Origin of the sequence: Pseudomonas sp. NFACC37-1, from assembly GCF_900101575.1 — a bacterium.
Classification (GTDB): Bacteria; Pseudomonadota; Gammaproteobacteria; order Pseudomonadales; family Pseudomonadaceae; genus Aquipseudomonas; species Aquipseudomonas fluorescens_AA.
The window spans coordinates 182,665-201,185 of sequence record NZ_FMUZ01000001.1 but is presented as its reverse complement, the minus strand read 5'-3'; the positions used below and the strand labels follow the sequence as shown (position 1 = coordinate 201,185).

General features: G+C 62.0%; 17 protein-coding genes. 11 read left to right on the top strand and 6 right to left on the bottom strand.

Features of this window, described 5'->3' with window-relative positions; genetic code table 11:
* Positions 1-31: 31 nt before the first annotated feature.
* Genes BLP82_RS00875 through BLP82_RS00865 form a run of 3 tightly spaced genes read right to left on the bottom strand, consistent with a single transcriptional unit; the run spans position 32 to position 3,503 of the window.
* Complete coding sequence (locus tag BLP82_RS00875) at positions 32-514, bottom strand: aconitase X swivel domain-containing protein (RefSeq protein WP_170842251.1); 483 nt, start codon at positions 512-514, stop codon at positions 32-34.
* Positions 511-1,794 carry an aconitase X gene (locus BLP82_RS00870; protein ID WP_092164536.1) on the bottom strand — a complete coding sequence of 428 codons (1,284 nt, stop codon included), beginning with the start codon at positions 1,792-1,794 and terminating at the stop codon, positions 511-513. Before BLP82_RS00870 ends, BLP82_RS00875 begins: the two co-directional genes overlap by 4 nt.
* A complete protein-coding gene (locus BLP82_RS00865; protein WP_170842250.1) occupies positions 1,791-3,503 on the bottom strand; it encodes a dihydroxy-acid dehydratase in 1,713 nt (570 codons plus the stop codon). Before BLP82_RS00865 ends, BLP82_RS00870 begins: the two co-directional genes overlap by 4 nt.
* Positions 3,504-3,627: 124 nt before the next feature.
* On the opposite strand from BLP82_RS00865, the gene BLP82_RS00860 reads away from it, so the two are divergent.
* The 7 genes from BLP82_RS00860 (at position 3,628) to BLP82_RS00830 (ending at position 10,219) form a co-directional block, all read left to right on the top strand.
* Positions 3,628-4,560 carry a LysR family transcriptional regulator gene (locus BLP82_RS00860; RefSeq protein WP_092164535.1) on the top strand — a complete coding sequence of 311 codons (933 nt, stop codon included), beginning with the start codon at positions 3,628-3,630 and terminating at the stop codon, positions 4,558-4,560.
* 132 nt (positions 4,561-4,692) lie between these two features.
* A complete protein-coding gene (locus BLP82_RS00855; RefSeq protein ID WP_092164534.1) occupies positions 4,693-5,397 on the top strand; it encodes a heavy metal response regulator transcription factor in 705 nt (234 codons plus the stop codon).
* Entirely contained in the window at positions 5,397-6,770 is a 1,374-nt protein-coding gene (locus tag BLP82_RS00850) for a heavy metal sensor histidine kinase (protein ID WP_092164532.1), read from the top strand. Before BLP82_RS00855 ends, BLP82_RS00850 begins: the two co-directional genes overlap by 1 nt.
* 130 nt (positions 6,771-6,900) lie before the next feature.
* Positions 6,901-7,161, top strand: coding sequence for a DUF2790 domain-containing protein (locus BLP82_RS00845; protein WP_092164530.1), 261 nt, complete (start codon positions 6,901-6,903; stop codon positions 7,159-7,161).
* Between the two features lie 44 nt (positions 7,162-7,205).
* Positions 7,206-8,261, top strand: a complete 1,056-nt coding sequence (locus BLP82_RS00840; RefSeq protein WP_092164528.1) for an oxidoreductase — start codon at positions 7,206-7,208, stop codon at positions 8,259-8,261.
* Positions 8,262-8,330: 69 nt separating this feature from the next.
* Positions 8,331-9,653: an NTP/NDP exchange transporter gene (locus BLP82_RS00835; RefSeq protein WP_092164526.1), complete on the top strand. Its 1,323-nt coding sequence runs from the start codon at positions 8,331-8,333 to the stop codon at positions 9,651-9,653.
* A 65-nt stretch (positions 9,654-9,718) separates the two neighbouring features.
* Positions 9,719-10,219 carry a lipocalin-like domain-containing protein gene (locus BLP82_RS00830; protein WP_092164524.1) on the top strand — a complete coding sequence of 167 codons (501 nt, stop codon included), beginning with the start codon at positions 9,719-9,721 and terminating at the stop codon, positions 10,217-10,219.
* Positions 10,220-10,271: 52 nt separating this feature from the next.
* On the opposite strand, the gene BLP82_RS00825 is transcribed toward BLP82_RS00830, so the two are convergent.
* The 3 genes from BLP82_RS00825 to BLP82_RS00815 all read right to left on the bottom strand — a co-directional run bounded on the left by BLP82_RS00825 (position 10,272) and on the right by BLP82_RS00815 (position 13,416).
* Positions 10,272-11,759, bottom strand: coding sequence for an aldehyde dehydrogenase family protein (locus BLP82_RS00825; RefSeq protein WP_092164522.1), 1,488 nt, complete (start codon positions 11,757-11,759; stop codon positions 10,272-10,274).
* Positions 11,760-11,885: 126 nt separating this feature from the next.
* Entirely contained in the window at positions 11,886-12,290 is a 405-nt protein-coding gene (locus tag BLP82_RS00820) for a RidA family protein (RefSeq protein ID WP_092164520.1), read from the bottom strand.
* Positions 12,280-13,416: a DSD1 family PLP-dependent enzyme gene (locus BLP82_RS00815; protein WP_092164518.1), complete on the bottom strand. Its 1,137-nt coding sequence runs from the start codon at positions 13,414-13,416 to the stop codon at positions 12,280-12,282. The genes BLP82_RS00820 and BLP82_RS00815 overlap by 11 nt, the downstream gene beginning before the upstream one ends.
* Before the next feature lie 96 nt (positions 13,417-13,512).
* Between BLP82_RS00815 and BLP82_RS00810 the strand changes: the two genes are divergently transcribed.
* From BLP82_RS00810 to BLP82_RS00795, 4 genes are all read left to right on the top strand, one after another.
* On the top strand, positions 13,513-14,397 hold the full coding sequence (locus BLP82_RS00810; RefSeq protein ID WP_092164516.1) for a LysR family transcriptional regulator: 885 nt from the start codon (positions 13,513-13,515) through the stop codon (positions 14,395-14,397).
* 462 nt (positions 14,398-14,859) lie between these two features.
* Positions 14,860-16,185, top strand: coding sequence for an NAD(P)/FAD-dependent oxidoreductase (locus BLP82_RS00805; protein WP_092164514.1), 1,326 nt, complete (start codon positions 14,860-14,862; stop codon positions 16,183-16,185).
* 356 nt (positions 16,186-16,541) lie between these two features.
* Positions 16,542-17,210 (top strand): haloacid dehalogenase type II, encoded by a 669-nt coding sequence (locus tag BLP82_RS00800; RefSeq protein WP_092164513.1) that lies wholly within the window; start codon positions 16,542-16,544, stop codon positions 17,208-17,210.
* A gap of 36 nt (positions 17,211-17,246) precedes the next feature.
* Positions 17,247-18,521, top strand: coding sequence for an NAD(P)/FAD-dependent oxidoreductase (locus BLP82_RS00795; RefSeq protein WP_092164512.1), 1,275 nt, complete (start codon positions 17,247-17,249; stop codon positions 18,519-18,521).

Here is an 18,521-nt window from a genome sequence, read left to right as displayed (position 1 = left end):
GGAGCGGTTGTTTTCAGCAGGTTTCTTCGGGTTACGACGGCGCCGGCGTTCGCTGCGGACCGTTGGGCTGTTGCGGTAGGGGCGGGTCATTGCGCGATGAGCGTGGGGTCACTTCGACGATCCCGGCGTCGGCATCGACGCGCACCCAGTCCCCGGTACGGATCCGCTTTAGCGGGTCCTCGGTAAAGCCAGTCATGGCGGGTGCGTGCACGACCACCGCGCCCAGGCCCATTTTCGCGGTCATTTCGTTGAACAGCATGGCGCCAGGGGCCACGCCGGCGAGGCGCGCGATGTGGAACTGCGAAGACCAGCCGGACGAGCCCTTGGCCCCCGGAAACACCAGGACTTTGCCGGCAAAACTGATGCCCTTGAGTTCGTGGCGGGTCTCAATGACGGTGCCGCTGCGCGGGTCGATGCCACCCCAGCCAGAGATGCGGTCATGGGTCACCAGGGCTTCGCCTTCGAAGCAGCCGCCAACGACCTTGCGGCCTCGGAGCGTAAAGGTTGCGCTCATCTCAATACTCCTTTCCAACGGCCGTCGATGGCCGCCTGGATGCATTCGGCGGTGGTGCCGAACCACGCCTGGATGCCCATGATCGCCGGCAGGTAATGGGCCTGTTTGGCCGAGTCCACGGCCGCCACTCGTGTGCCCTTGGGCAGCACCTTGCCGATTGCCGAGCAGGTATCGGTCATCACATGCCCGCCGGCCTGCTCGATGATGCGGGTGTAACCGGCCACGTCAGCCAGTTGCTTGATCGACGCGGCGGTAAATATCCAGAGCTCGGTGTTCGCGCTCAAGCGCTGGCCTTCCAGCAGTTGGCAGACTTCCCAGATTTGTTCGAGGCTGTAATGCGGACAGCCCAGCATGACGAAGTCGACTTGTGCATCGTGCGCCGTGACGTTGACTTGCTCGTAGGCCCAGCGTCGTTCGGCTTCACCGAAGCGCAAGATGGCTGAAGGCCGGGAGGCGCCGAACGCTTGCTCGCGAGTGCGTGCTTCCGGCGTAACCCCGATCAGGTGATACATCTCCACGCCACCACTGGAAGCTGCCGCCGCGCCGAAGTGCTTGAGGCGAGCCAGATTGGGCTGGTGGCTCACACCTTCGATGACCGGGATACAATCCTGCACCTGTTCACCGACCCAGTAGCCAAGCAGTCCCCAGTCGGCCGTGGTGCTCACGTCCATGTCCAACTGGATCAGGTGGGTGCCGCGACGGTTCTCGTCCAAGTGCAGGCCCCAATAGGGAATCTTGCCGGTCAGCATCGCCGCGCCGGTGCTTTCCCGGCCCTCGGCGTTGGTTCGGGCGCCAAGGACCGAGTTGATATAGATCACGGCGGAAGACTCCATCCAGGCGCAGTGCTCGCCTTTCACCGGTACGTTGCCGACTTGATAAGGCGTGCAGGTGTTCAACGGTTGTACGCCCAGGCCGCTGCTGTAGGCCTGGCCGGTTTCATAAATGCGCACCACGTCCTCGCCAATGCCCTGGCGCTTGGCGTGCCGAGGGTCGATGCCTTGTTGCAGGTGACTGCTGAAGACCTTGACCTTGGGGATCCGGACCACCTCGGCGCTGTCGAGGTTGAACTCGCTGAACACCGCGTCCATGCCGCCCTCACGTTCGGCGTACTGACGCAGGAAAGGGGTGGTGGCGCCGATGGTGCCGGCCACATTCCGCGTGTCCACCAGGCATTGCGCATCCAGGGCCTCGCCATAACGCACCAGCAGGTCCATGGCTTTCTGCACGGCCGGGCCTTGATCGCCGGCAAGCATGGCTTTCTCGTCGTCGTGCAACCTCATTGCGGTTGTTCTCCGGCATGGGTGATGTCGCGCGGCTTGATCAGTACCGCACCGCGCTCCATGGAGGACACGTTATGGCGGTAGATATCCAGCCAGCCGCCGCCGAACTGCGGCGCCAGAGGCTGCCAACGGTCGCGCCGCGCCTGCATGTCGGTTTCGCTGACATCGGCGTCGAGGCTGTTGTGGTCCAGGTCGATGGTGATGATGTCGCCGTCCTCGACCAGCGCCAACGGGCCACCGACGGCTGCTTCAGGCGCGACTTCGGCCACCACCAGCCCCTTGCACACCAACCCTGAAAGATGGCCGTCCGTCAGCATGGCCACGTGGTCGCCGAGCCCGGCACCATCGATGGCGAACACCACTTTCGAGGCACCGCCGCCCATGGCCGGGCCGCCGCGCACACCGGCTCCGCGCATGACCACCACGTGGCCAGGTTGTATGCGGCCATCCTGCAAGGCTTGGATGGCATCGGCGGAGCGCTCGAAACAGATCGCAGGGCCTTTGAAGCGGCGCATCTTGTTCGGGTCGATGCCGTATTTGACGATGCCCGCTTGGGGCGCGATGTTGCCACTGAGCATCACGATGGCGGGCTGGGTGGCGAAGGGATTGTCCAGCGGGCGGATCACCGCGTCATCGCTGACGGTCACCCCTTGCAGGTTCTGCTTCAGGGTTTTCCCGGTGACCGTCAGCACGTCGCCATGCAGCAGCGGTTCCAGGCGCTTGAGCAGCCCACGGCCGCCGCCCGCGGCCTCCATCTGCTCGATGCTGTGTTCTCCCACCGGCCGCACACCGACCAGCACCGGCACCTTGTTTCCCAGGTCCCTGAAGAGTTGATAGACGTCGACCTCGACGCCGCCTTCGGCGGCCACCGCCTGCATATGTTTGATGGTGTTGACGGAGCCGCCCGCGGCGAGAATGGTCGCGACGGCGTTGGCGAAGGCATTGGGGGTCAGGATATCCCGAGGCTTGAGGTCTTCCTCGACCATTTCCACAATGCGCTGGCCGGCCTGGCGCACGAAATCGAACATCTGCGGGCTGTTGGCGGCAATCGGCGCGCTGCCGGGCAGGGCCATGCCCAGGGCTTCGCACACCAGGTGCATCGAGTTGGCGGTGCCCATCCCCGAGCAGACCCCGGGCCCCTTGATGGCATTACGAGCCATGCCGGCCAGCTCCTCGACCGGCAGCGTGCCGGTCACCACGTGCATGGAACTGATAAAGACGTCTTCGATATCGACATGCTTGCCGTTGTACTCGCCGCTTGGCTGGTAGCCGCAGACCACCACCAGGGTCGGGATATTCAGGCGGGCGGCAGCCATCAGTTGGCCGGGTACGGTTTTATCGCAAGAGGCCAGGCAGATCATGCCGTCGAGCTGAGCCCCTTCGACCGCGACTTCGATGTCGTTGGTGATGAGGTCGCGGGCGGCGAGCATGTAGGCACCGCCGGCACCGGCACCGGTGATGAAGTCGCTGGGGGCGGCCGTGCGAATTTCGAAGGGCAGGGCACCGGCATCGCGTATCGACTGCTTGAGGACGTCCGCGATGCCATCCAGGTGACTGAAGCAGATCGCCAGGTTGGACGATGAGTTCACGATGGCGATCTTGGGTTTCTCCAACTCGCTTTCGTCTATGCCCAAGGCGCGCCACTGGGCGGCGCGTACAGCCCATAAATAAGAGCCATAGGGAAAATTGCTGCGCAGCTTCTTGGGCATGGTGTGCTCCGTTATTGTTATGGAGATTGTCAATTCGGTTAATCGAGTTAACGATCTTGTGCCGAGTCTAGGCTTCGACCTAGAATCCGAAAACCTTATTTCACTTATAGATAAAATCCATAATATGGATATCAAGGACGTCGATCTCAACCTGCTGAAAGTCTTCGACGCGCTGCGCAAAAAGCAAAGCGTGACCCTGGCCGGTGATCTCATGGGGCTCAGCCAACCTGCCATGAGTTTCGCCCTGGCCAAGCTCCGCACGCTGTTCGACGATCCTCTGTTCATCCGTACTTCCCGCGGCATGCAGCCTACCGCCAGGGCCCTGCAGATCGCCGAGCCGGTGCAACGGATCCTGGAGATGGTCAGCAGCCAAGTGCTGCCGTCCACGGGGTTCATCCCCGAACACTCCGACCGACAACTGGTGCTCTGCATGTCGGACATTGGCGAAATGGTGTTCCTGCCCCGGCTGATGCGCATGCTTGACAAAGCCGCACCGAATTTGAGAATTCGCACCCAGGCATTGTCGTCGGAGCAATTGGAGGAGGGGCTGGACGCCGGCGAGGTGGACGCGGCCATCGGCTATTTCCCACGCCTGCTCAACACCTCGATCCGCAATAGGGCGCTGTACAGTCACTCATTCGTGTGCATCGTGCGCAACGATCACCCCACCATCGGCGACAGCATAAGCGCCGAACAGTACCAGCAGGCCGTGCATGTCGCGGTCCAGGCCGAAGAGCGAGGCATGAGTGTGCTGGACCGTGAACTGGCCGCCCATGGCGTCACGCGCCGGGTGCGTTTCAGCTTGCCACGGTTCATGGGCGTGCCGTTTCTGGTGGCCGAGTCCGACATGATCGCCACCGTCCCCCTGGCGGTCGGCCGACGTTTCGCCGAAATCACCGATGTGCGCCTGGTGCCGCTACCTTGGGCCATTTGCGGCTACGACATTCATCTTTACTGGCATACGCGGTTCCACCATGACCCGGCGAATCGTTGGTTGCGCCAATCCTTCATCGAATTGCTCGCCGATTTCTCTCCTGCGGAAACGGCATCCATCTGAGCCGTGGTTATTGTGCGTCAGCGCCGGCCATTGAGCCGTTTCTGACAAGAATGTCAGGAAGCGGTCAGCCTCCAGACACCTTCGCGGTCTAGACTCATTGGGTTGCCCCCGTTGCCGCAGAGGAACCAGCTGATGCGTTTGCTCATTGTCGAGGACGAAGAAAAAACCTCCTCCTACGTCCATCGTGGCTTGACCGAGCTTGGCTATATTGTCGACGTCGCGACCAATGGCATCGATGGGCTGCATTACGCGCTGGAATGGGACTACGACGTGGTGATCCTGGATGTGATGCTGCCGGGCAAGGACGGCTATGACGTGCTGCAAGGCCTGCGCCTGCAAAAGAAAACCCCGGTCATCATGTTGTCGGCCAGGGGGACGGTGGATGATCGCATTCGCGGGCTGCGCGAGGGCGCCGATGATTACCTGGGCAAACCTTTTTCATTTGCCGAGCTCGTCGCGCGTGTCCAGGCCTTGATCCGTCGCCGCACGGGCGACACGACTGACCTGACGCATTTGCGCATCGACGACCTGGAGGTCGATCTGCAAGCGCGCAAAGTGACCCGGGGCGGCCTGCGGCTGGACCTGACGGCCAAGGAGTTCTGTCTGTTGAGCCTGTTGGCGCGGCACCAGGGCGAGATCCTTTCCAAGCTGATGATTGCCGAGCAGGTCTGGGACATGAATTTCGACAGTGACGCCAATGTGGTCGAGGTCGCGATCAAACGGGTCCGCGCCAAGGTGGATGCCCCGTATCCGCGCAAGCTGCTGCATACCGTTCGCGGCATGGGGTATGTACTGGAAAGCCGAGAGGTAGATGGCAGGCAAAGTGGTACGTCTTGATGAAACGATCGATCGCCAAGCGGCTCGCCCTGATGTTCGCCCTCGCTGTCCTGCTGATCATGTCGATCAGCGCGACGCTGTTGCGTTGTTCCTTGAAACAATCGCTCAATGAGCAGATGCAGAACGAGTTGATCCTGCGCCATTCCGTGCTCGACCCGGTGCTGGCGAAATACGATTCGCCAGCGTTCTGGGTCGGCTTGCGTCAGAAGCTCGACGGCCTGACGCCCGCGGATGAACGGGTTCGCTATTGGATTCTGGTTGATGACCCGGCCTTCAGCTACGGCGGGGCGATGCCGGACGGCCAGGATTGGTCGACGCGCTCCGATGGGCTGTTTACCCTCGATCTCCCTGAGCGCGAGCGTCCCATGATGGTGTTGCTCAAGACCATTGCGGCCATGGGCGACCGTCCGGAACTGCGCTTTATCGTGGGCCTGGATTCAACGCCCTTCAGGAAGACCCTGGACCACTTCACCAAAATACTGATCCTGACCTCTGCGTTGGGTATCGGGCTGGTTGCGCTGCTCGGTTACTGGATCGCGCGTTTCGGCCTGGGGCCGGTGAGGCGCTTGAGCCATCAAGCCAATAGCCTGCCGCCCGGGGATTCGAAACAACGACTGGACACCGAGGCGCTGCCGGGCGAGTTGCAGGAACTGGCGGTGTCGTTCAACGGCGCCCTGGCTCGCCAGGAGGCGGCCTGGTGCCAACTCGAAGGGTTCAATGCCAATGTGGCCCATGAACTGCGAACGCCCCTGACCAACCTGATCGGACAGACGCAGGTGGCATTGGCTCACGGGCGTGAGGTGAGCGAGCTTCAGGACTTGCTGCAGTCGAACCTCGAAGAGCTTGAGCGGATGGGCACTATCGTCAACGACATGCTGTTCCTGGCCGGCGCCGAGAGCGGCCAAAGGGCAACCGAGCTCAGTGATGTCTCGCTTTATGAGGAGGCGGCGAAGACGGTGGAGTATCTGGAACCGGTATTGCACGACAAACAGCTGAGCGTGGTGATCCAGGGCGACATGCGCGTGTGCATCGACCGACGCCTTTTTCACCGCTCCCTGGCCAATCTGCTACAGAACGCGGCGCGCTACGCAGTGCCGACCAGCACTGTCACGGTAAGCCTGGTCAACCACGGCATGCAGGTCGAGGTGAGCGTTTCCAATGCCGGCGAGCCCATCGATACCGTGCACCTGGAGCGTCTGTTCGAGCGTTTCTACCGCGCCGACGCCGCCCGGGCGCGAAGCGATGCCCACCATGGGCTGGGCCTTTCCATCGTGCGTGCCGTGGCATCCATGCACGGTGGGCGCGTGTTCGCCCACAGCGAGAATGGGCTCAACACCTTCGGATTTTCCTTGATGAACCAGGCGGCGTCCTAGTCGTCGCCCTGGGAGTAAAAACCGCCCGCGTTTGACATCTTCCCGTCAGCCAGCAGTCACCTTGACGTCAGTCGCCCCCGCCTAGAGTGCTACGACCGTCCCCCGAGGACACAGTGTCGTGGAGTCCACTATGAACACTCAAAACCTGTCGATTGCCGGCCTGCTGGTCGTCATCGCCCTGAGCGGTTCACCGCTGCTCGCCAAAGAACAAACGCAAGTCCCGGCCTACGAATATGGCATGCCGCTGGACATCGCCAAGGTCATCCGTATCGAGGCACCGACATCGCCGATGTGCGAGGTCGTGCAAGCGAAGATGACCTACTTGAATACCCAAGGGGCAAAGAAACACCTCAGCTTTTTGCAATTGGCCGAGGCGTGCTCGAAACAGTGACCGTCCGGCGATGCCGGTTCATTCTTCAAACAGGGACCATCACCATGTGGAATAGCACAACAACACCCGTCATTGGCCGCATGAGCACCATGAGCCGGCTTGGAAGACTGGCGAAAACCCTTGCCGCCGGCGTCGCGTTGCTCAGTGCGGTGGGTATCGAAGCGTCCGCTCGCATTGCACCGAAACCAGACTGGTCGACCGGCGACATACCGTCCCAGAAAGGTCGGATTGTCCTGATCACCGGTGGCACCAGTGGCATGGGCTACGAGGATGCGCTGGCCTTGGCGCGCGCCGGCGCCGAAGTCATCATCGCCGCGCGCAACCCGGAGCGTGGCGCGCAGGCCATTGCGCGTATTCGCCAGTCCGTGCCCGACGCCAAGGTGCAGTTCGAGGCCGTGGACCTGGCCGATCTTTCGTCGGTGCGCGGCCTGGCCCAGCGGCTCAATCAGCGACTGCCGCGCCTCGACGTGCTGATCAACAACGCCGCCGTCATGGCGCCTCCCGAGCGGGGGACTTCCGCCGATGGCTTTGAACTTCAACTGGCCACCAATTACCTGGGGCACTTCGCGCTGACCGGCCTGTTGGTGCCGCTCTTGCGTCAAAGCGAGGATGCCCGCGTGGTGAGCCTGTCAAGCATTGCCGCGGCGCGTGGCGCGATGAACCTCGATGACCTTCAGAGCGAGCAGAAGTACGACCCCTACGGGGCCTACGCCCAATCGAAACTGGCCGTGCTGCACTGGGCCTTTGCCTTGCAGCGGCGCAGTGACGCCGAAAACTGGGGCATTCGCAGCATCGCGGCACACCCCGGCGTTGCCGTGACCGAGTTGGTCGAACGAGGGCCAGGCCTCGACAGCGAGTTCGGTCGGCGCTGGGCAAAGGACCGCGACGCGTACCACTCAGCGGCACAAGGGGCGCTGCCCACGTTATATGCCGCCACGGCTGCCCAAGCCGTAGGCGGGGCTTATTACGGCCCGACCGGCGACGGAGAAAGACGCGGTCCGTTGGGGTTCGCCAAGACGCCGCCCGCCGCCAGCACGGAGGCGGATGCCGAGCGGCTCTGGGCGGTCTCCGAGCAACTGACCGGCGTGACCTATCGCTGATGCAACCCTGGGCGCGGGCGTCCGTCCCGCGCTTGACCTTTGCCTTGTTGCCGTCTCCCCGGAGTCCCTATGAGTATGCCTTCCTATGTGCACCGGCTGAGTCTCGCCCTGAACGCCCGCGATGGCGAGTTGCGTCCGGCGCTGTGCGGGTTCCTGCTGTTTCTTTGCCTCTTCACCGGTTACTTCATGCTGCGTCCGATCCGTGAGTCGATGGGCATCGCAGCGGGGGTGGAGAATTTGCAATGGCTGTTTACCGCGACCTTCCTGGTCATGCTGGCGGCCGTGCCGTTGTTCGCCTGGCTCAGCGCCCGAGTGCCGCGTCTGCGGCTGATCGACTGGGTGTACGGCTTCTTCGGTTTCAACCTGCTGATGTTCGTCGAGCTGTTCCAGTTCCAGCCGGACAGTATCTGGCTGGCCCGGGTCTTTTACGTCTGGATCTCGGTCTATAACCTGTTCGTCGTCTCCGTGGCCTGGAGCCTGATGGCGGATGTATTCGACAGCGAGCAGGCCAAGCGTCTGTTTGCCTTCATCGCCGCAGGCGCCAGCGTTGGCGGCCTGCTGGGGCCGGCCCTGAGCGCGCTGCTCATTGGTCCCTTTGGCGCCTCAGGGTTGATGTTGCTGGCGGCTTTGTTGCTTGGCGCCACGCTGGTGTTGAAACGAGCGTTGATGGGGTGGCGCGAAAAGGGTGGGGCGGGCCGTCCCGGCGCCGCGCCGACGCAAAGCCCTCGGCAGCCTTTGCAGGGCAACCCGTTCAGTGGTTTGACAGCAGTGCTCAGGTCACCTTACCTGTTGGGAATCGCCGGGTTTGTCGTGCTGTTGGCGACGGTCAGCACCTTTCTCTACTTCGAGCAGGCGCGCCTGGTGGCCGAGCTCTATCCGGATCGCGCGGCGCAAGTGCGCATCTTCGGCACTATCGACATCATCGTGCAGGCCGGTGCGTTGCTGTCCCAGCTGTTCATCACCGGTCGTATCGCGCCGAGGCTGGGGGTGCGTGCCTTGCTGGCCATCGTGCCGCTGCTCATGTGCATCGGCTTCGTCGGCCTGGCGTTGGCGCCGGGGTTCGCGCTGCTGGCAGCGCTGATGATCGTGCGACGGATCGGCGAGTACGCGTTCGTCCGACCGGGCCGGGAAATGCTGTTCGCTCCCCTGGATGCCGAGAGTAAATACAAGGCCAAGAACTTCATCGACACCGTGGTGTACCGCGCCGGTGACGCCATGAGCGGCTGGGCCAAGAGCCTGCTCGACCTGCTAGGGCAGGGCGCCGGTCCGGCCGCGATGATTGGCGCCTGTTGCGCGTTGCTGTGGGGGTATTTGGGCTGGCATTTGGGGCGGCGGGCGGACAATGCCGCGTCCCGGGAGCTGCGCTTGGCGGCCATCGCGGCCAGGGCATGAAGACCGTGCCAACCCAACTAATCTATTGTCCGTCGCATCGTTGCGACGAGTGAAAGGTGATACGGATGAGTTTGAAAAACAAAGTACTGGCGGTCGGTGCGGTGATTGCCTTCTTGGCATTCTCCAGCGTGTTTGCGGGCAAAGAAAATGCCTTGGTCGGGACATGGCGCATGGTCAGCGCAACCGTTGAGAGTCAGGGCAGCCGATCGGAAGCTTATGGCCCCAATCCTCATGGCTGGCTCGTCTTCACGCCAGAGCTGACGTTTGTCGAAGTACTCACTGATCCACGCGTGCCGGTGTTTCGATCCAATGCGCGTGGCGAAGGCACCGATGAGGAAAACCGGGCAGCGATGGCGGGGAGCATCGGTTTCTTCGGGCGATACACCGTCGACCAGAACGGTGAGTTCACGGGCAATACCGTCCAAGGCTCTACATTCCCGAACTGGGTGGGCGCTGTGCGTACCCGCGATGACCTGCAGTTGAAGGTCGACGGTGACCAGATGGTGGAGGATTTTCGCCGCCCGGATGGGGCGAAGGTTCACATCGTCTGGGAGCGTGTGAAGTGATGTGCCCGAGGGCACATCTGCTATCGAAGTATGGACAGCTGGCATCGAAGCTCTAGGTACGCGAAGAACCTTCAGGCGATTCGCCAAACCCAACGATCGCCTTGGTTTCCAGGTACTCCTCGAGGCCAAAGACGCCGTACTCACGGCCATTGCCCGAGCGTTTGTAGCCTCCGAATGGCGCCATGGGGTTCCAGGCCGGGTAATTCAGGAGCACTTGCCCCGCGCGAATTCGAGAAGCCACCTCGCGCGCCAGTTCAAGATCCTGCGATTGAACATGAGCACCAAGCCCATAGACCGTATCGTTGGCGATAGCGACTGCCTCGTCGATGGTTTCGTAGGCAATGATGCACAGCACCGGCCCGAAGATTTCTTCCTGGGCGATCCGCATGGCGTTATCCACCGCGGAGAACACCGTCGGGCGGGTGTAGAAGCCCTTTTCAAACCCCGGCACGCGTCCGAGCCCGCCGCAGAGCAGTTTTGCCCCCTCATGCAATCCGGCCTCGATCATGGCTTGCACGCGATTGAACTGGGCCTCATTGGCGATGGGGCCCAGTACCGTTTCCGGTGATTGCGGATCACCCACGATGATCCCGTTGGCAGTGGCGACCGCCAGTGCTTCGACCTCCGCCAGCCGGTTCTTGGGCACGATCATCCGGGTGGGGGCGCTGCAGGATTGTCCGACGTTGCGCAACGCCGCCATCACCCCCATTGGGACGGCTTTGGCAAAGTCGGCGTCGGGCAGCAGGATGTTCGGGGATTTGCCGCCCAGTTCCTGGCCGACCCGTTTCGCCGTCGCGGCGGCCGCCTGGGCCACCAGCGTGCCCGCGCGATTCGAGCCGGTAATCGAGATCATGTCGATGTCGGGATGGGCGGCCATCGCAGCGCCGACGACATGGCCGCTGCCGTTCACCAGGTTGAAGACACCCGCTGGAACGCCCGCGTCATGAACCACTTGCGCAAACAGCAGGGCGCTGAGCGGCGACAGTTCACTGGGTTTGAGCACCACCGTGCAGCCGGCCGCCAGCGCCGCGGCGACTTTGGCGGTGATTTGATAAAGCGGCCAGTTCCACGGGGTGATGAGGCCGCAGACGCCGATGGGTTCGCGTTGGATCGCGGTCCCGTTCTCGACGGTCTGGAAACGATAAGTGGACAGCAGGTCGCGGGCGACCCGGACGTGCTCGGCTGCCAGAGGTACTTGCATTGCCCGTGCAGAACCGATGGCTGCGCCCATTTCCAGGGAGATCGCCTGGGCAAACTCTTCTTTGCGTTCAAGGATAAGCTCATGAATCTTGCCCAGCACCTGCGCACGCGACGCCGTGGAAGTAGCCGACCAACCGGCAAACGCGGCACGCGCCGCCGCGACCGCCTGATCGACATCCTCGGCAGACCCGCTGGCGACCTGGGCGACGACCTCTTCGGTCGCCGGGTTGACCACCGGCAAACTGGCCGGGCTGACCGGCGCAGACCAACCGCCATCGATATAAAACAGCTGGGCTGTTTGCGGATCAACGCTGTAGCTATTCGAAGATTGAGTCATCATCCAAGGTGTTCCTTTCGAGCGGTATGTCGAGCCTGCTCAATAAGCTAACAAAGCAGCCCAGACGAAAGATGCCGTTGTTCAAGTGCGCAAAGGAGAATCTGCCGTATCTGCCGGGCTAACTTGGCATTACCCCGGGGCGAGGGCCATTGCCTCGATTTCGATCAGGTAGCCATGATGCAAGGCCGGAACGGGCACTACCGCTCGCGCGGGCCGATGCTCGCCCAGGTAACGGGCGTAGATTCGATCGAACGCGGGCCAGTGTTCGATACCTGCGACATAGACCGTGACCTTCAGCAGGTCGCGCGTGCTCCGGCCTGCTGCACCGAGAATCGCCACCAGGTTATCGAGGGCGATGGCGACCTGGACCTCGAACGGTTGGTCGGCACTGTGGACGCCATCGGCGCGTATGGGCAGTTGCCCGGACACATACAGAACGCCCTGGTGCGCCACCGCCTGGGCGTAATGTCCACCCGGCGCCGCGGCGCTGGTCGTGCTGATCAATTGGATCGAACCTGCTTGATTACCAGCCATGCAAGCGACTCCAGGTGTGTACGCCACCTTCGGCGTCAACCGCGTGATAGTCCGGGAACTGCGCGCCTGTGGCACAGGCATGGTTGGGCAGGATGCGCAGGCGGCTACCGATGGGAAAGCGCGCGGTGATGTCGACACCCTCGGCCGTTTCAAGCGCGATAATGCCGTGCTCCTGATTCGCTCCCGTGAGCAACGCGCCCTCGATCCAATCGCCGGCTTCGGTGCAAACCTGGCCATAACCAAAGTCCCGCTGTTGGCGTTGCGTGCCGCGGTCACGGCTCATGGCCATCCAACCGGCATCGGTGATGATCCAGCCTTTGTCTTTCTGATGACCGATGACGGTGGTCAGCACGCTCAGCGCCAACTCGTCGGCCTGGCAGACACCGATGTTGTGCATCACCAGATCGAAGAACACATAGACACCGGCGCGCACTTCAGTGACGCCTTCCAGGTTCATTGCCGACAATGCCGTAGGCGTCGAGCCGATGCTGACCTCCGGGCAGGCGAACCCGGCTTCGCGCAGTCGTTGGGCCGCGCTGACGCAAAGAGCGCGTTCCTGTTCGGCGAGGGCTTGCAGCGCTTCAGGGGTGTCGAGTTCATAGCTTGATCCGGCATGGGTCATCACCCCGCGAAGCGGCATGCCACCCTCGTTGAGTATCCGTGCGACTGCAACGAGTGAATCGTCTTCGACGTGCAGGCCGGATCGATGGCCGTCGCAGTCGATCTCGATCCAAACGTCGAAGCGTTCGTTGTGTTGTTGGCCGAAGGCGACGATGGCCTGGGCAGCGGCAAGGCTGTCGGTGAGGAGGCTCAACTGGCAGCCCTGGCGCCGCAGCAGCAAGGCCTGGGGCAGTTTGCTTGGCGCGATGGCGACGGCATAGAAGACGTCACGAATGCCTTCAGCGAAACAGTACTGGGCTTCCTTCAAGGTCGAAACCGTGACGCCGCTGGCACCTGCGGCGAGCTGCGCCTGGATCACGGGGAGGCATTTGCTGGTTTTGATATGCGGGCGCAAACGCACACCCAAGGCATCCATGCGTTGTTGCATGCGCTGGATATTGTGCTGCATGCGCGGCACATCCACGAGCGCGACGGGGGTATCGAGGGTGGCAAGAGAGGCTGACATAAGGAGGGCTCGAATGGCTGGGTACAGGGCCCACTCTACAAAGCCGTCGTGAAGGTGTGCTTCAATGAGGTGTCATCAATCATTAAGTAGAATTGAATGATCTCCATCGAGGACCTGCGTCTGGCCGTGACGCTGGCGCGCTCCGAATCGTTGAGCGCCGCCGCCAGAATCCTGAATGTCTCACCTCCCGCGCTGTCCATGCGTCTGCGCAAGTTGGAGACGCTGCTCGGCCTGACGCTGGCCAATCGCGATGCCCGGCGCCTGAGTCTCACCGCCGATGGCGAGCGTTTCTCCCGTGAAAGCGCGCGTTTGCTGGAGCAGTTGGAAGCGCTCCCGGAGTCCTTCAAGCAACGAGACGAGCAGTTGGTTGGCACGCTCAGGTTGGCGGCGCCGTTCGGCTATGGGCGGCAACGCATTGCACCGCTGTTGGCGCGTTTCGCCAGGTTGCACCCTCAGTTGTGCCTGCACCTGGATTTACGCGAAACGCCATGGCCGGATCGCCATGACAGCGACGCGGTAATCCACATCGGTCACCTCAATGACAGCCTGTGGGTCGCCAGGCACCTCACGTCAAATGACCGATGGTTGTGCGCAAGCCCTGCCTATCTGGAGCAGCACGGCACGCCGTCGGCACCTGAACAACTTGTCGGGCACCGCTGCATTTGTATCCGTGAAAATGATGAAGATGTCACGCTGTGGCACCTGCGCAACGGGCAGGGGCGCAGAACCCTGCGCATCGAGCCCGCGATGTCGAGCAACGATGGCAGCGTGGCTCGACGCTGGGCCGAGCAAGGCCTGGGGCTGGTGCTGCGTTCGCAATGGGATATCAGTGACGCCATTGCCGACAAGCGTCTGGTTCGGGTGTTGGCGGATTGGCAATTCGACAGTGCGCCGATCAACCTGCTGGTACCTTCACGAAAACTGCGTAGCCCGCGTGTGCAGGCTTTGGTGGCGTTTCTGGAGGAGGCATTGAAAGCATGACCAGCGAACTGCTCGCGAAGGTGGTTTCATAGTCAATGAGACGTTGAATGTGCCGGCCTCATCGCGAGCAAGCTCGCACACAGGGGGACTAAGCACATATTTTTGTCTGCCGAAAATCCAATGTGGGAGCGAGCTTGCTCGCGATAGCGGTGGTCCAGCTAAATAAATGCCGGGACGTGTCCCGCCAAACAGATAAGCCAAACCTCCAATCCGAAGCACTCCGCAAAGTCTGCTGAACACGTCCCGCAAAACGGTGGTTTGTACCAGGCGACCTATACTTTTAACCGTTTATGAACGGTTTCTTGGTGTTGTAATAACACCATGATTCAGCGTGGCACTGATGCTTCCAGAACGAAGTAGCGGCTTGCCCTGGTCGCTACCCTCAGTGCATGGCCGATGCACCCGCGACCGCCTGAAGAAGACGTACCTTCAAATTCCCCGGCCTTCATGGACATCCCTAAAATGCCAGCACCGTTAATTTCCGTAGAGACGAATTCTGAGCTTCCGACACACGCTGACGTTGTCGTGATCGGCGGCGGTATTATCGGAACCTTCACGGCCTATTACCTGGCCAAGCGCGGCATGAAGGTCGCACTGGTGGAAAAAGGCCGCGTGGGTGCAGAGCAATCGAGCCGAAACTGGGGCTGGTGCCGTCAGCAGAATCGAGACGCTCGCGAACTGCCGCTGTCGACCAAGAGCCTGGATCTTTGGGAGCAGTTCGCGGCAGAGACTGGTGAGGACACAGGTTTCAGAAGGTGTGGCTTGCTCTACCTGAGCAACAACGAGAAAGAGCTGGCCGGTTGGGCGAAATGGGGGGAGTTTGCCCGTACCGTCAATGTGAAAACCCACATGCTGACGGCGGAGCAGGCCGCTCAACATGGCCGGGTGACCGGCAAGCCCTGGAAAGGCGGGGTCTTTTCACCTACCGACGGTACGGCAGACCCATCCCGTGCCGCCCCGGCGGTCGCACGGGCCATTATTAAACTGGGCGGTACGGTGCATCAGGGCTGCGCCGCCCGTGGCCTCGAGACCGAGGGTGGCCGGTTGTCTGCCGTCGTCACCGAGAAGGGCACCATTCGCACCAAGCTCGCGGTGCTCGCCGGTGGCGCATGGGCGTCCTCTTTCTGCCGTCAGTACGGCATCCGGTTCCCCCAGGCGTCCATTCGCCAGACGATACTGTCGGTTTCCAAAGGTGCCCAAGAGATACCGGACGCGCTCCACACGGATGAAGTCTCCATGACCCGTCGCTCCGATGGCGGGATCACGCTGGCCATCAGTGGCCGAGGGCGTGTCGACCCGACCTTGCAATTGCTGCGTTTCGCCCCGCAGTTCCTGCCGATGTTCCAGCGCCGTTGGCGCAAGCTGGCCCCCGGCGGCCTGGAGGGCTTTCAATCGGGACACGAGGGCTTGGGTCGCTGGAAGTTGGACCAGCCGACGCCGATGGAGCGCATGCGAATTCTGGATCCGAAGGCAGACGCCTCGACGGTTGAGTTGACTTACAAGCGCGCGGTAGACCTGATCCCGATGCTGAAAACCTCGTCGGTCACCGCAGCCTGGGCAGGTTATGTGGACAGCACGCCGGACGGCGTCCCGGGCATCGGCGAGATGGCGAGCCTGCCTGGCCTGGTGCTGGCGGCGGGGTTCAGTGGCCATGGCTTCGGCATCGGCCCGGGTGCGGGGCATTTGATCGCCGACATTGTCTGTGACATGCCTCCACTGGTTGATCCGCGTCCCTATCACCCGGACCGTTTTCAATCTTCGGCCTGGGGCAAGGTCGCGGAGTTCTGAGGCACTGGAAACTCACCGGCAAAACAATGAACGGGCGCATCCTCAGGGGATGCGCCCGTTTTCGTTCGCGGGCGTAGATTCTGCCGTTTGTGGCGTTCCAAGTGGCTTTTTACGCACCATAAACGGCCGCAAATGCCTTGAAAACGGCGCAAATGCCCGGCCATGGCGCATCCCGCACAGTCTGCTGAGCAGGCCCCGAAAAACGGTGGTTTGTGCCAAGGGACCTATACTTTTAACCGTTTATGCACGGTCTCATGATGCTGTAATAAATCCGTGATGCAGCGTTGCACCCAGGCTCCCGGAACGGCGCAACCGCTTGCCCCTCATGACCTCAACCATCACTCAGGACTGCACTCATGAGCTTCCTTCGCCCCAAGTTCATTACCTTTGACTGCTACGGCACGTTGACCAATTTCCAGATGGGCACCATGACGCGCGAGCTGTTCGCCGATCGGGTCCCTGCCGGGCAGATGGACCAGTTCGTCAAGGATTTCTCGGCCTATCGCCTGGACCAGGTGATGGGTGACTGGCGGCCCTATGATGAAATCCTCAAGACTGCCCTGGCCCGGGTCTGCAAGCGTTGGGGCGTCGAGTACAAAGGCGAAGGTCAGCTCTACTACGATGCCGTCCCGACCTGGGGGCCCCATGCCGACGTACCGGCCGGTCTATCGAAAATCGCCGACAAGATTCCCCTGGTGATTTTCTCCAACGCGATGGACGAGCAGATCATGTCCAACGTCGACAAGCTCGGCGCACCGTTCCATAAGGTCTTCACGGCTCAACAAGCCCAAGCCTACAAGCCGCGCCTGGCGGCCTTCGAATTCATGCTCGATAACCTCGGCTGCGGGCCGGAAGATGTCCTGCACGTGTCCTCAAGCTTCCGTTATGACCTGATGTCGGCCCACGACATGAAGATCAAGCACAAAGCGTTCGTGGCCCGTGGTCATGAACTACCTGGAAACGCTGGCTACAACTACCACCAGATCCCGGACATCGGCGGATTGGCCGGCCTGGTCGGTCTCTGAGTCGTTGGGCACTCTTCAAGGCATAAGGGGTTAGACATGGGCAGTGAGTCTTATTGGCTCGATACCGCACCGGCATTTACCGGTGCCCAGCTCGGTGCGTTGCCCGGGCAGGTCGATGTGGCCATCGTCGGTGGTGGTTTCACTGGCCTGGCCGCGGCCCGGGCCCTGGCCTTGAAGGGGGCCAATGTGGTCGTGCTGGAAGGCGGGCGGGTCATTGGCGAGGCGTCGGGGCGCAATGGCGGCCAGTGCAATACCGGCGTGGCCCAGGACTACGCGGCCCTGAGTGCCAGCCTCGGCGCCGATAAAGCGCGCGCCTATTACCAGGCCTATGAAAGCGCCGTGCAGAGCGTCGTCTCGCTGGTGGAGCAGGAGCAGATTGCCTGCAACTTCACGCGCAACGGCAAGCTCAAGCTGGCGGCCAAGCCCATGCATTACGAAGGTTTGGCGCGCACCTGCGAGTTGATTCGGCGGGAGGTCGATGCCGAGGTCGAGTTGTTGTCTGCACAAGAGACCCGCGCAGAGGTCAACTCGGCCCTGTTCCATGGTGGCTTGTTGCAGCGCAACGGCGTGCAGATGCACGTCGGGCGCTTCGGGGTCGGGTTGGCCGAGGCCGCCGCCCGTCACGGCGCCTTGATTTTCCAGGGCGTGTCCGTCACGGACTGGAAAGCCAGTGCCGGCGGCTATCGGGTCAATACCACCAAGGGATCGCTGCAGGCCACGCAAGTGCTGCTGGCCACCGGCACCTCTCAGCAGGGTGGGTTGGGCTGGTATCGGCGGCGGATCGTGCCGGTGGGCAGTTTCGTGATCGCCACCGAGGTGTTGCCCCAGGCGCTGATCGACAGCTTGTTGCCGGCACACCGTTCCTATGTCACCAGCCGCATGATTGGTAACTACTTCCGCCTGACCCCGGACAATCGTCTGCTGTTTGGCGGACGGGCGCGGTTTGCCATGTCTGACAGCGTGTCCGATGCCAAGAGCGGCAAAGTCTTGCACGCGGCGATGGTGCAGATGTTCCCGCAACTGGCCCAGGTGAAGGTCGATTACTGCTGGGGCGGATTGGTGGACATGACCTCCGATCGGCTGCCTCGGGCTGGCCAGCACGGAGGGGTTTATCACTCCATGGGCTACAGCGGCCATGGTGTGCAGATGTCGGTGCACATGGGGCAAGTCATGGCCGAGGTCATGGCGGGCAAGGTCGAGGCCAACCCTTGGCGCGAGCTCGATTGGCCGGCGATCCCCGGTCATTTTGGCAAACCGTGGTTTTTGCCTCTGGTCGGTGCGTACTACCGCCTTCAAGACTATTTGCATTGA

Bases quoted from the DNA above. Each gene is read 5' to 3' on its own strand.
- BLP82_RS00865 (WP_170842250.1), bottom strand. From the start codon at position 3,503: ATGCCCAAGAAGCTGCGCAGCAATTTTCCCTATGGCTCTTATTTATGG.
- BLP82_RS00820 (WP_092164520.1), bottom strand. From the start codon at position 12,290: ATGGCTGGTAATCAAGCAGGTTCGATCCAATTGATCAGCACGACCAGC.
- BLP82_RS00800 (WP_092164513.1), top strand. From the start codon at position 16,542: ATGAGCTTCCTTCGCCCCAAGTTCATTACCTTTGACTGCTACGGCACG.
- BLP82_RS00835 (WP_092164526.1), top strand. From the start codon at position 8,331: ATGAGTATGCCTTCCTATGTGCACCGGCTGAGTCTCGCCCTGAACGCC.
- BLP82_RS00825 (WP_092164522.1), bottom strand. From the start codon at position 11,759: ATGATGACTCAATCTTCGAATAGCTACAGCGTTGATCCGCAAACAGCC.
- BLP82_RS00805 (WP_092164514.1), top strand. From the start codon at position 14,860: ATGCCAGCACCGTTAATTTCCGTAGAGACGAATTCTGAGCTTCCGACA.
- BLP82_RS00810 (WP_092164516.1), top strand. From the start codon at position 13,513: ATGATCTCCATCGAGGACCTGCGTCTGGCCGTGACGCTGGCGCGCTCC.
- BLP82_RS00845 (WP_092164530.1), top strand. From the start codon at position 6,901: ATGAACACTCAAAACCTGTCGATTGCCGGCCTGCTGGTCGTCATCGCC.
- BLP82_RS00875 (WP_170842251.1), bottom strand. From the start codon at position 514: ATGAGCGCAACCTTTACGCTCCGAGGCCGCAAGGTCGTTGGCGGCTGC.
- BLP82_RS00850 (WP_092164532.1), top strand. From the start codon at position 5,397: ATGAAACGATCGATCGCCAAGCGGCTCGCCCTGATGTTCGCCCTCGCT.
- BLP82_RS00815 (WP_092164518.1), bottom strand. From the start codon at position 13,416: ATGTCAGCCTCTCTTGCCACCCTCGATACCCCCGTCGCGCTCGTGGAT.
- BLP82_RS00830 (WP_092164524.1), top strand. From the start codon at position 9,719: ATGAGTTTGAAAAACAAAGTACTGGCGGTCGGTGCGGTGATTGCCTTC.
- BLP82_RS00840 (WP_092164528.1), top strand. From the start codon at position 7,206: ATGTGGAATAGCACAACAACACCCGTCATTGGCCGCATGAGCACCATG.
- BLP82_RS00860 (WP_092164535.1), top strand. From the start codon at position 3,628: ATGGATATCAAGGACGTCGATCTCAACCTGCTGAAAGTCTTCGACGCG.
- BLP82_RS00855 (WP_092164534.1), top strand. From the start codon at position 4,693: ATGCGTTTGCTCATTGTCGAGGACGAAGAAAAAACCTCCTCCTACGTC.
- BLP82_RS00870 (WP_092164536.1), bottom strand. From the start codon at position 1,794: ATGAGGTTGCACGACGACGAGAAAGCCATGCTTGCCGGCGATCAAGGC.
- BLP82_RS00795 (WP_092164512.1), top strand. From the start codon at position 17,247: ATGGGCAGTGAGTCTTATTGGCTCGATACCGCACCGGCATTTACCGGT.